This window comes from Streptomyces lushanensis, from assembly GCF_001700515.1.
GTDB classification, from domain to species: Bacteria; Actinomycetota; Actinomycetes; order Streptomycetales; family Streptomycetaceae; genus Streptomyces; species Streptomyces lushanensis.
The window spans coordinates 1-10,911 of the sequence record NZ_MAUD01000253.1; the positions used below are offsets into that span (position 1 = coordinate 1).

The following is a 10,911-nucleotide window of genomic DNA, read 5'->3' on the forward strand; positions in this document are numbered from 1 at the left end:
CGATGAGCACCGCCCCGGAACCGGTGGTCCCCGCGCCCGCACCTGCCGGGCCGGTGCGGGCGCGGGAGTCCGCCTCGGCTGGCTACCGCCGCGCCCCGGAAGCGGTACTCGCAGGGGTGGCGGTGCGACGAGCACCGGCAGCGCCCCTGCTCCGGATCCGGCGGCATGCGGGCGTGCGGCGGGTTCCACGTTCACTGGGACCTGCTGGCCCTGTGCCTCCCGCCGAAGCCGCGGTTGGACGTCGCGATCCACACCCTGCCGAACGAGCCGCGTCACCGTTCCGCCACGGCCGAAAGGCAGTTCCGACGCCTACCGGGTAACCGTCTGCAACGGCCTGCCCCGGGCCTCGTAGTCTTAGACCTCCTTGGCGAGCCGAGCCTGCGCGGCATCGACTTTCCCAAGGGCCAATTCCGGGTTCGGGAAGCTCCTGTCCTTGCAGTCAGCTCAACGACGGTGTTCTCGTTCGCCATACGCGCACGGCGGAACGCGAGCACACCGGCCGGAGCGGCGTCCGAGTGCTCAAGGTTGACGATCCCGCCCAGGCCGCCTACTTGCTCAATTCTGCGGGCAGATTCCCTGCTCGCCACCCACCCCTGTAATCAACTCCGTCTGCTTCATTGACATCTCACTCGGAAGACCTATCTTTGGGAGCGCTCCCAAAACAGCCTTGCAACTGGAAGGAGTCCCCCACCATGCGCAAAAAGAGTCCGTTAACCGGGCGTTCGCGAGCGTCCCTCCGCCGGCCTCTCCAGGCGCTCGTCATGCTGTTCGCCGTGGCCGTCGGCGCCCTCACCTGGTCGACCCCCGCCCAGGCCCACGGCACCGTCGTCGGCCCCGCCACCCGCGCGTACCAGTGCTGGAAGACGTGGGGCAACAACCACACGAACCCGGCCATGCAGACCCAGGACCCCATGTGTTGGCAGGCCTTCCAGGCCAACCCCGACACCATGTGGAACTGGATGAGCGCGCTCCGCGACGGCCTCGGGGGCCAGTTCCAGGCACGGACCCCCGACGGGACACTCTGCAGCAACAACCTCTCGAGGAACGCCAGCCTGGACAAGCCCGGATCGTGGAAGACCACCACCATCGGCAACAACTTCTCGGTCCACATGTACGACCAGGCGTCCCACGGCGCCGACTACTTCAAGGTCTACGTGAGCAAGCAGGGCTTCAACCCCAAGACCCAGACCCTGGGCTGGAGCAACCTCGACTTCATCACGCAGACCGGCCGCTTCGCCCCGGCACAGGACATCACGTTCCCCGTCCAGACCTCCGGCTACACCGGACACCACATCCTGTTCGTGATCTGGCAGGCCTCGCACCTCGACCAGGCCTACATGTGGTGCAGTGACGTGAACTTCGGCTGAGCCGCAAAGCACCGCACACGGCACCGGCCTCTGCCGGGCGCCGGTAACCCGCCGCCCGGCCGACCGAGCCCCGTCGGGGCAGGGGCCCCAATTGGTCGCCCTGCCCCGACGGGGCTTCCCGCGTTCCTCAGTTGGCTCTGAAGCTCCTATGGATCGTCAAGCGGCCGGAGATGTCGGGGACCTTGGACGGTCGGGCTCAACTGCCGGAGATCCGGCAGGACTTCGACCGGGGGATCTCGTTCTCGTCCAGGAAGGTCTGGAAGGCGGTCGGCGGTCTCGGCGAAGAGGGTTCCTCGTCGCTGAGAGATCGTTTTCTCTCGTTGCTTCATCCCGGTATATGTTTTTGATCCATTGATGTCGGGTCGCGCCAGGAGATGGTGGCCTCACCGGCGAGGCGGCGGGCCATCAGGTCGCTCATGGCGAGGTGGATCATGGCTTCGGAGCGGTGCGGGTGGGCTTCGTGGTCGCGGGCAAGGCGCCGGTGGAGCATCAGCCAGCCGTAGGTCCGCCGACCGCCCACCGTTTCGGTATCGGAATGAAGCCCCTGGTCCTGGGGGCTTCGTGTTCCGGCCCTCCTGCTGACGCACCAACTCCCGCAACAGGCCGTTGAGCTGGGCAAAGATGCCGCAGGCACATGCCGGAGTCGCACCGGGTACTCGGATACCCCTTCGCCATCGGCCTGATGACGGTTGTCTGCACCAGCCTGTTCGTCATCTTCAAGCGACGGAACTGGCTCTGAGCAACCCCTCCGGAGCCAAACACCTCTACTGGCGGGCGTCGACCTGGCCCGGCGGGCCCTACGGGCCGGGCTGACAGTTCTTACCGGCGCTACGGCAGTGCCCTGGTCTGTCATGGTCCGGTCTGTCATGGCCGGCTGGTGCTGTCGATGGCGTAACGGTTCGGGGTTGTCCGTCCGGGGGGTGCCGGGTGTGGGCTATCACCGGGGCATGGTGACTGCTGCTTCCCCTTCGTGGACTCATTGCGGGCAAGGCGCCGGCCCCGGCGATCGGGTCGGGTGCCGCGGGATTGCCATCCCGGGGTCTCTCCGTTGTCTGGCCCACGCCACCCCGGCCGAGCAGACCGCGTACCTGGCGTTCCTTTCCCCCGGCGCCGACCTGGACCTGCGGGGGACAACCGTCACGGCGGCGCTCCTCCAGCAGATCCACGTACGGACGACCGACCCCGCCACCGGGAGGGCGAGACTGGGGGATGTCCTGTTCGACCAGGCCACCTTCGACGGAGAAGTGGGGTTCTCGTCGACCGACTTCACCGGAAGCGTCTCCTGCGTGCAGTGCACCTTCGACGGCAACGCCTGGTTCGACGGGGTCGTTTTCGCAAGGGACGTCAGTTTCAAAGCGGCGCACTTCGCCGGGGACGCCCGGTTCGACCGGACCACCTTCGCCACTGACGTCTGGTTCGTCGAGACCGCCTTCTCCGGCGACGCCCATTTCACGGACTCCGCATTCGGAAGCGGCTGGTTCCACCGGGCCTCCTTCGACCAGGACGTCCTGCTCACCGGAGCGGTCTTCGCCAGGTACGCCGCTTTCAACGCGACATTCGCGCGTGCGTCATGGCTCGGGCCCCTGTCGTGCGGGGAAACACTGGACCTGGGCGACGCGTCGTTCGCGGCGCGGATGACCGTCCTGGCCGCCGCCCGCAAAGTGATGTGCCGCCGCACCCAGTGGGCCCAGCCGGCGACGCTGAGGCTGCGTCATGCCTCCGTCGACCTGACCGACGCCGTGTGCGAGTACCCGCTGGCCGTGGCCGGGCATCTGCGTCCCTTCGTCACCCCGACGGGACCGCTGGACGAGAGTGCGCTGGTCAATGTGCCGGAACAGCCGCGGGTGGCCTCGTTGCAGGGCGTGGACGCGGCTCAATTGCTCCTGACGGACCTTGACCTGACCGGGTGCCTGTTCGCCGGCACGATCCACCTGGACCAGGTGCGCCTGGAAGGCGACTGCTCCTTCGCCGAGGCCCCTGCCGGCCTTCACCGGCAGGGCTGGCGCCCGGTGCGCCTCACGCGCCGCAGCACCCTGGCCGAGGAGCAGCACTGGCGCTCGACCCGGCCCGCTTCGTTACCCGGGTGGCAACTGCCCCTGCCCGGTGCGGACATCGTGCAGCCCAGCGCACTGGCGGCACTGTACCGGGCGCTGCGCAAGTCCTACGAGGACTCCAGCAACGCACCGGGCGCCGCGGACTTCTACTACGGAGAGATGGAGATGCGCCGCGTCGATCCGCACACCGCACCGGCCGAACGCGGCCTGATCACCGCGTACTGGGTCCTGTCCGGCTACGGCCTGCGCGCCACGCGCGCACTCGGATGGCTGCTGCTCGCGGTGATCCTCACCATGCTCGTGATGATGCTCTGGGGCCTTCCGGAACGGGACACTCCTTCGCTCAGCACCGGCACCCTCACCAGCCACCGCATCACGATGACCACCGACAGCCCAGACCCCGAGAACCCCACCGGACCGGTCACCGAGCGCCTCACCAGCGAACGCTTCGACAAGAGCCTGCGCGTCGTGGTCAACTCCGTCATCTTCCGTACCAGCGGCCAGAACCTCACCACCACCGGCACCTACACCGAAATGGTCTCCCGCCTCACCGAACCCGTTCTCCTCGGCTTGGCCGTCCTCGCCGTCCGCGGTCGCATCAAACGTTGACCCCCAGCTCGGAAGCCGCCGAAGAGCCATCCGGCGTCCGCCGGCTCGGGGGCCGCGAACAACACGGCTTCGGTGTGGGCGCCTTCGGCGGCGATCCGGGCGCGAGTGGCGCCACCGGCGAAGGGAGCCGAGGCCGCCGCACGCCACAACGCCCGGCCCGAAGGCCGGTGTCGTCAGAAAATAGTAGCCATGGACATAGTGTCCATGTACTCTATTCGGCATGAGCAAGGTTTCACGGGGCCCCACGCCCGGCTATCTGGTGTGGCGGCTCGCCAACAAGTGGCGCGTCGCGGTCGATCGCGCGGTGGCTCCGCTGGGTCTCACCCACGCGCAGTACGTACTGGTCGCGTCGCTGCACGGCATGCAGCGCACCGGCGAGCGGCCCAGCCAGCGCCAACTCGCGGACCGCACCGGTCTGGAGGCGCTGTACGTCTCCAAGCTGGCGCGTGCTCTGGAGGCGGCCGGCCGGATCGAGCGCACCCGGGACCCCCGCGATCCGCGCGCCGTACAGCTCGTCCTCACCGAGCAGGGCCAGGCCGTCGCACGGCAGGCCATCGCGGTGGTGCAGGAGCTGCTTCAGCAGTTGCTGGAGCCGCTCGGCGGCCTCGACGCCCCGCGGACGCGCGCGTTCGCCGACGAGCTGACGACCCTGCTCGACACGCCTCTCATTCCATCCGCGCCGAACGACGAGAGCACTCAGGGGACAACACCATGACCACCACCGCATCCGCCACCACCGAACCCGTCGCCGATGCCCGCGCCCTCGCGCTGGCCCACTACGCCGCCCGCGGCATCCTGGAACACGTCCTGGCCCGGCACGGCATCACGTTCCAGCAGCAGATCACCCTCCGGGCCGCCCTCACCGCCGATGCCCCGCAAACGCCCGACGATCTCGTCGCCCAGGTCCAGGGCCACCTCAAGGCCGATCCGGCCGACATCCGCGCCACTCTCGACGAGCTGCTGGCCAAGCAGCTGCTCGTCGCGGACGGCGCGCGTCTTCGCGCCACGGAGGCCGGGCGCGAGCTGACGGCCGCCGTCGGCACGGAGACAGCCCCCGTCAGCGCCCGCGTCTGGGGCGGGATACCCGCCGCGGACCTGGCCGCCGCCGGCCGCGTCCTCGCCCTGGTCACCGAGCGCGCCAACGCGGAACTTGCGGTACTGACCGCCTGACCGCCTGACCACCCGACCGTCCGATCAGTCTTTGGGCAACGACGCCTGCCGTCGGCGTCACCCTCTCGGCCGACCTGTGCTCGGCGGGTGTGCGCACGAGCCCGGAGAACCCGGTATGATCATGGTGTAACTCCGGTTCACCACACGGAGTCACGCGTCTGTGGTCCAAGGAAAGACGTCCGCCTGCCGGCGGGAAATGTAGGTGCAAGGCCTGCCGGGCGCTCGACGTAAAGGGGCCCTTCCTCTTCCCGAGGAAGGGCCCCCTTTCGCGCGGCAGCAGCCGGACAGAACCTGGAAAGTGAGTGTGGACAGATGCAACCGACATTCGTACTGGTGCACGGAGCTTTCGCGAACTCGTTCTCCTTCGCACCGCTCCAGGCCGAACTCGGCCTCCTCGGACATCGTTCGGTCGCCGTCGACCTTCCGGGACACGGGTTCTCCGCGACGTACCCGCGGGCCTATCAGGCGCCGCAGGATCTCGGAGAGCTCGCCACCGCTCCCGGGGCCATCAAGGGCGTCACGCTCACCGACAACGCCGCCCACCTCATCGGGACACTGGAGCGGGCCAAGCGGAACGGGCCCGTCATCCTCGTCTCACACAGCCGCGGCGGCATGACGGCCACCGTCGCGGCCAACCAGCGGCCCGACCTGATCGACCGCATCGTCTATGTCTCCGCCTGGTGTCCCGTCGACCTCGACGTCAGCGCCTACTACGCCGAGCCCGAGATGGCCACGGTCGACGCCACAGGGCTGGCAGCGGCGATGGTCGGGAACCCGGCCGAGCTCGGGCTGCTGCGCTCCAACTTCCGCACGGCCGCCCCTGAAGTCCTCGCGGCCTTCAAGGCGGCTTTCCTCGCCGACGGGACGGACGAGGAGTTCATGGTTTTCCTCAACACCTTCCAGCCCGACGAGAACCTCGACACCGGCACACCCGACGACCGGGCACAGTCCGGCAGCTGGGGGCGGATCCCCAAGACGTACATCCGGCTGACTGAGGACACCAGCGTGCCGCTCGCCATGCAGGACCGGATGATCCGCGAGGGCGACGCGCTGACGCCGCAGAACCCCTACGACGTCCGCACGCTCACCAGCAGCCACTTGAAGTGGCTGGTCGACCCGGCACCGGCGGCCCGAGTTCTGAGTGACATCGCCACGCTCCTGCCAGCGGAATCATGACCGGAGCCGGATGAGGACTGCTGAGAACTGCTGAGGACTGCCTCCACTCGGACCAGTACCCCGTCATCATCCTCGATCGGATGACCAGACACCTTCGTCAGGACAGAACACTCGTTGCGCAGCAGAACCGCGTCACAAGTCGGGCTGACGAATGAACCGACGGCGTCAGTACCCGGCCGCTTCGGAGAGTTCCGCGCCGAATTCTCGCAGTTCCGGTGACGGACGCGGCACCTTCGTGACCAGTTGCGCGATGGCGCGGGCCTGCCGCTCTACGCAAGCGGGATCCATCAGCCCTTGCGTTCCCTGTGCCTGAAGGGCCATCGCCTGACGTGCCGCGTAAAGAAACTGGTCGGCGGCGGTCAGGCGGGAAAGATAAAGGAGGCGCCGTACGAGCGATCCCGGCGGAGCGACGTGCACGACGCTGATCGGGGGCAGTCCGCAGTCCGCCATCCGGAGGATGCGCTGCATACGCTCGACGCCGGGAAGCTGCGGCCGTTCGGCGGCGGGCCGCCGGATCGGGCGGGGGGTCTTGCGGCCGCGTTTCCGGTGGTGTCCGTTGATCCGACCGTTGGGGGTGTGATGGGTGACCTGTCCGTGTGCGCAGGTTGACCGACCAGGAGGGTCGGAAGCTGCGGCACATCGTGCGTCGTGGCGGCACCAGTTCGGCACGGTTCCGGCACGCGATGATGCTGCTGGCCTCGGCCGGCGGGAATCAGGGCCCGGTGATCGCGAAGCTGGTGCGGGCCGACGAGGACACCGTCCGCGACGTGCTTCACCGGTTCAACGAGATCGGCCTGGCCAGCCGTTCAAGCGCGCGAACGCGCCCGCGTCCGCATCCGCATCCGCAGTCGAGAAGGGCATTCGCTGGGGCGACGGCCGCTCCCCGCCGCGGCCTGGCCAAGCGACCGGGCCGCGAGTGTCAGACCCTCGCACCACGCGCGATCCGGTACAGCACGTTCGGACGCAGTGGCCCTTCGGGCTCGGCAGGGTCGTCGAAATCGTCAGCCGGGTCCCGGCTCATGCCGATCCGGCGCATCACTGCTTGGGAACGGAGATTGGTGGCAGTCGTCACTGCGAGGATCTCGTGAAGTCCAAGCGTTTCGAAGCCGAAGGCCAGACCGGCCAAGGCGGCCTCGGTCGCGTAACCCTGACCCCAGGCCGAGCGAGCGAGCCTCCAACCGATCTCCACCCCCGTGAACGGCATGCCATCATCCACCTGGTCCAAGCCCGCGAAGCCGATGAACCCGCCCGTGGCCCGCAATTGAACTGCCCACCATCCATAGCCTCGCCGGTCGAACTCGGCCTGGAACTGCGCCACGGAGGCATCGCTCTGTTCACGGGTGAGCAAGTCGCCCAAGTGCTCCCGAACCTCGGGATCGGCATTCATCGCCGCCCACGGTTCAAGGTCGGAATCTTGCCATCGACGGAGCACGAGGCGATCGGTATGCAGTTCAGCCATGCCGCCCAGCCAACGTGAGCACTGTCCCCAAGGCAATCCATTTTCCTGGGGACAGCTACCGCCGCCCAGAAGGACAATGCACGGCCGGCTCCAAGACTGACGAAGCTGCCCCGGTGAACCTTCCCGGCCGGAGCACCAGCCACAGCAGGAGAAGGAGCACGCCGACCTGGCCACCTGGCTGACCGAACACTCCCAGTATTGAGATCGTCTGCCGCCGCCCATGCGCCGGATAGCCTCGCAGAGAGGGAACGACTCCGGCTCACGGCAGTGCTGGGGCAGTGCCCGGAACTGGTTCGAGCACTGTCTGTCCGAGTTCACTCAAACGGACGTCCCCCTGCCCTCACGCGCCGCCCGGGCCTACCTCGACGTCCTGTTCTTCCATCCGTTCGAGGACAGCAACGCCCGCGCGGCCACGCCGGCGCTTGCGTTTGTCCGTCGGCCGTCGGCCGATCTGCTAGGTGTCGAGCACCTCAAGGCCCTCAAGACTGCTCCGGCGCACGCCTTGGCTCCCCCGGGTAGACAGCGCCACGGCGCCCGTCGTACGGCGCGACGCGTCAAGGGCCAGGAGCCTCCGTCCCGCCCGGCCCCAAGCCGTTTCCCCGGCTCACCTTCCGAGGACCTTGAGGATTTCCCGGGAGGCGGGGCCGGCCGAGGCCGGGTTCTGGCCGGTGTGGAGGTTGCGGTCGACGACGGTGAAGGGCTCCCAGACCGGGCCGCGCGAGAAGTCCACGTGGAGCTTCCTGACCTCGTCCTCCATGGTCCACTTGGCCTTGGACAAGAAGCCCACGGCGTCTTCCTCGTCATTGGTGAACCCGGTGACCCGGTATCCGTCGAACGGGGACGTACCGTCGGCGCGCTTGGTGGCCAGCAGCGCGGCCGGTGCGTGGCAGACCACTCCCAGGGGCTTGCCCGAGGCGAGGGCCTCCGTCAGGATCCTGGCCGAGTCCTTGTCGAAGGCCAGGTCCTCCATCGGACCGTGGCCACCCGGGTAGAAGACGGCGTCGTAATCCTCGATGCGGACGTCCTGCAAGGGGATCGGGTACCGCAGTTCGTCGGCGCGCTCGATCACTTGCTCCTCCTGGCGCGAGATCTCCGCGCCGCCGGCCATCTCGGGCCACAGGCTCATGGTGTCGACCCGCGGTACGACGCCGCCCGGCGTCGCCACCGTCACCTCGTAACCGGCCTCCGTGAACGCCGTGTACGGGGCCACGAACTCCTCGGCCCAGAAGCCTGTGGGGTGCCGGTGACCGTCCTTGAACGTCCAGTAGCTCGCTCCGGTGACAACAAACAGGATCTTCGCCATTGACATCGCCTCCCAGCCTGGCCTGCGCCCACCGGACCGCGGCCCGGCCCCGGCCGTCCATGTGTGGGCAATCTCCGTGGGTAGCGCCGTGCGGCGGGTACCGTACGCCGCGCGAACGCCTGTCGGGGCCGGTGGCCGTCAGCGCCACTGGCGAGTTCGGCGGGGCGACGACTCGTACGACTCGACGGTGAACCGTCGGAGCGTTCACCGCGCGCCTGCCCGACCTCCATGCGATTTCCATGCGATCGGTCCCGGCGAGGAACCGCCCAGAACGAGCACAGAAAGCACAAGAAATACGATACGCCCCACTTTCCCGTGAGGATAACCGGACCAGCGGGGCGCCGCCCGGCAGGACCCCGCCCCCTGGGGTCCGGCTCAGCCGGGACAAGGCGGACGACGGCGGCCGTCGGTCAGGAATCGGCCGGAGCGTGCGCGTGCGCGGCGGGATCTCCGGGCTTGCGGGCGTAGAGGAACTGATGCTCCTCGGCCCCCATGCCGGGGAAGTCGGGATGGAAGACACTGAGCTGGTTGTGCACGACCTCCAGCCCGGCCGTGCGCAGCAGCTCGGGGTAGACCTCCGCGGGGTAGCTGGTGGCGCGGATGGTCTGTCCCATCCACTCGATCTCGGCGTCGTCGATGTCCAGGGGAACGGCGGCGAGGACGAACAGACCCCCGGGGGCCAGCCAGTTCGCGATCCGGGCGAGCGTGGTGTCCAGGTCGGTGCGTGGCATCTGCAGCAGCGAGAAGAACGCGGTCACCGCGTCCCAGGCCCCCGGGGTGTCGGGCAGGGCGCGCACATCCGACAGTTCGAAGCGGGCGGCGGGCACCTGGGCGCGGGCCAGGTCCACCATGGTCCGGGAGACGTCGTACCCCAGGACCTGGTGGCCGGCGGCCGAGAGCCGCTCCGCGGTCGGCCGTCCGGTGCCCGGGCCGATGTCCAGCACCCGAGCCGCTTCGGGCAGCTTGGCCAGCAGCCAGTCGATCGCCGCGAGTTGCTCGGGCAGATGGGCATACGTTTTCTCGTAGGTCAGCCCCAGGGTGTCGAAGGGGCGGGCAGCCTCCTCCGAGCCGTCGACCTTGACGCCCGGTACTGGTACCCCCGCTGGTTCCTGGGTCATTGCGCGTGCTCCTGTTCCGCCGCAGGGACATGCCGGTCACCGCACTCGCCGGGACATTACATTGTGAAGTCGCCTCCACACGTCTTGTAGTCGTTTACGAGCCAGTGGATCGACCGGCACCGCAACTGCGGATCGGGTTCCTCTCCACCGCGGCGGCTGCCCCGGACCCGCGCCTGGTCCATCGCGGCCCCCGGGTAACCCGCGGGGCCCATTGGCGGGGCCGGATCCTCTTGTGCGGGAGTGAACGGCGTAGTCCCAGGGACGTTCGCGCATCGAGCGCCGGAAGTTCGCGCTCTGCACGAGGCGACGGGGACGGCGGATCATGGGAGGCGGATTCTGCGTTGTCGACGTTGTCGTCGAGGTGCCCCCGCCCCGTACCACACAACCGGACACCCGCGCGTCACAAGGCCGGGGACCAGGCGGGGCCGGAGCAAGAACGACGCGCCGGGCGCCGCTGAATCACGGTCGCTCGCCGCGGCGGCGTCCGCCTGCGCCTGCGGGCCGACTGATCAATCCCGGCCCGGGGGCGATCTCCCGCTGTGCCGGTCCTACGAGCCGAGCTCCTCCACACCCACCGCCCCGGTCCCGACCGCCCCAGCCCTCGCAGACGGGAGACCAGCCAGTGACGACCCTGGACGAGCCCGACACCCTGCCC

The 10,911-nt window shown here is 68.7% G+C and carries 9 protein-coding genes and 3 pseudogenes; 7 read left to right on the plus strand and 5 right to left on the minus strand.

The annotated features are described in order from the left end of the window. Nucleotides 1-692 precede the first annotated feature (692 nt). Entirely contained in the window at nt 693-1,367 is a 675-nt protein-coding gene (locus BFF77_RS20720) for a lytic polysaccharide monooxygenase auxiliary activity family 9 protein (RefSeq protein WP_483855210.1), read from the plus strand. Nucleotides 1,368-1,692: 325 nt separating this feature from the next. Here the strand turns inward: BFF77_RS20720 and BFF77_RS36985 are convergent. Beyond that, nucleotides 1,693-1,922: pseudogene (locus BFF77_RS36985) on the minus strand (IS5 family transposase); the annotation flags it as partial. A gap of 76 nt (nt 1,923-1,998) precedes the next feature. Here BFF77_RS36985 and BFF77_RS20730 point away from each other — a divergent pair. The 5 genes and pseudogenes from BFF77_RS20730 to BFF77_RS20750 all read left to right on the plus strand — a co-directional run. Next, nucleotides 1,999-2,106, plus strand: a pseudogene (locus BFF77_RS20730) (transporter); the annotation flags it as partial. A 208-nt stretch (nt 2,107-2,314) separates the two neighbouring features. After that, nucleotides 2,315-4,030 (plus strand): pentapeptide repeat-containing protein, encoded by a 1,716-nt coding sequence (locus BFF77_RS20735; RefSeq protein WP_079125345.1) that lies wholly within the window; start codon nt 2,315-2,317, stop codon nt 4,028-4,030. A gap of 220 nt (nt 4,031-4,250) precedes the next feature. Beyond that, the gene (locus BFF77_RS20740; RefSeq protein WP_066952144.1) at nt 4,251-4,745 is read left to right on the plus strand and encodes a MarR family winged helix-turn-helix transcriptional regulator; all 495 of its coding nucleotides are present in this window, start codon (nt 4,251-4,253) and stop codon (nt 4,743-4,745) included. Further along, nucleotides 4,742-5,200 carry a hypothetical protein gene (locus BFF77_RS20745; protein ID WP_066952146.1) on the plus strand — a complete coding sequence of 153 codons (459 nt, stop codon included), beginning with the start codon at nt 4,742-4,744 and terminating at the stop codon, nt 5,198-5,200. The genes BFF77_RS20740 and BFF77_RS20745 overlap by 4 nt, the downstream gene beginning before the upstream one ends. 312 nt (nt 5,201-5,512) lie before the next feature. Beyond that, nucleotides 5,513-6,376 (plus strand): alpha/beta fold hydrolase, encoded by an 864-nt coding sequence (locus BFF77_RS20750; RefSeq protein ID WP_066952148.1) that lies wholly within the window; start codon nt 5,513-5,515, stop codon nt 6,374-6,376. A 165-nt stretch (nt 6,377-6,541) separates the two neighbouring features. On the opposite strand, the gene BFF77_RS20755 is transcribed toward BFF77_RS20750, so the two are convergent. Beyond that, nucleotides 6,542-6,844, minus strand: coding sequence for a hypothetical protein (locus tag BFF77_RS20755; RefSeq protein ID WP_066952150.1), 303 nt, complete (start codon nt 6,842-6,844; stop codon nt 6,542-6,544). Between the two features lie 128 nt (nt 6,845-6,972). Here BFF77_RS20755 and BFF77_RS38220 point away from each other — a divergent pair. Next, a pseudogene (locus BFF77_RS38220) lies at nt 6,973-7,180 on the plus strand (helix-turn-helix domain-containing protein); the annotation flags it as partial. Between the two features lie 115 nt (nt 7,181-7,295). Here BFF77_RS38220 and BFF77_RS20760 read toward each other — a convergent pair. The 3 genes from BFF77_RS20760 to BFF77_RS20770 all read right to left on the minus strand — a co-directional run bounded on the left by BFF77_RS20760 (nt 7,296) and on the right by BFF77_RS20770 (nt 10,256). Further along, the gene (locus BFF77_RS20760; RefSeq protein WP_066952152.1) at nt 7,296-7,835 is read right to left on the minus strand and encodes a GNAT family N-acetyltransferase; all 540 of its coding nucleotides are present in this window, start codon (nt 7,833-7,835) and stop codon (nt 7,296-7,298) included. Nucleotides 7,836-8,439: 604 nt separating this feature from the next. Then, on the minus strand, nt 8,440-9,138 hold the full coding sequence (locus BFF77_RS20765; RefSeq protein WP_066952154.1) for a type 1 glutamine amidotransferase domain-containing protein: 699 nt from the start codon (nt 9,136-9,138) through the stop codon (nt 8,440-8,442). A gap of 410 nt (nt 9,139-9,548) precedes the next feature. Continuing rightward, the gene (locus BFF77_RS20770) at nt 9,549-10,256 is read right to left on the minus strand and encodes a class I SAM-dependent methyltransferase (RefSeq protein ID WP_066952156.1); all 708 of its coding nucleotides are present in this window, start codon (nt 10,254-10,256) and stop codon (nt 9,549-9,551) included. Between the last annotated feature and the right edge of the window lie 655 nt (nt 10,257-10,911).

Coding starts and splice junctions, on each gene's coding strand:
- BFF77_RS20750 (WP_066952148.1), top strand. CDS start 5,513: ATGCAACCGACATTCGTACTGGTGCACGGAGCTTTCGCGAACTCGTTC.
- BFF77_RS20740 (WP_066952144.1), top strand. CDS start 4,251: ATGAGCAAGGTTTCACGGGGCCCCACGCCCGGCTATCTGGTGTGGCGG.
- BFF77_RS20760 (WP_066952152.1), bottom strand. CDS start 7,835: ATGGCTGAACTGCATACCGATCGCCTCGTGCTCCGTCGATGGCAAGAT.
- BFF77_RS20745 (WP_066952146.1), top strand. CDS start 4,742: ATGACCACCACCGCATCCGCCACCACCGAACCCGTCGCCGATGCCCGC.
- BFF77_RS20720 (WP_483855210.1), top strand. CDS start 693: ATGCGCAAAAAGAGTCCGTTAACCGGGCGTTCGCGAGCGTCCCTCCGC.
- BFF77_RS20770 (WP_066952156.1), bottom strand. CDS start 10,256: ATGACCCAGGAACCAGCGGGGGTACCAGTACCGGGCGTCAAGGTCGAC.
- BFF77_RS20735 (WP_079125345.1), top strand. CDS start 2,315: ATGGTGACTGCTGCTTCCCCTTCGTGGACTCATTGCGGGCAAGGCGCC.
- BFF77_RS20765 (WP_066952154.1), bottom strand. CDS start 9,138: ATGGCGAAGATCCTGTTTGTTGTCACCGGAGCGAGCTACTGGACGTTC.
- BFF77_RS20755 (WP_066952150.1), bottom strand. CDS start 6,844: ATGCAGCGCATCCTCCGGATGGCGGACTGCGGACTGCCCCCGATCAGC.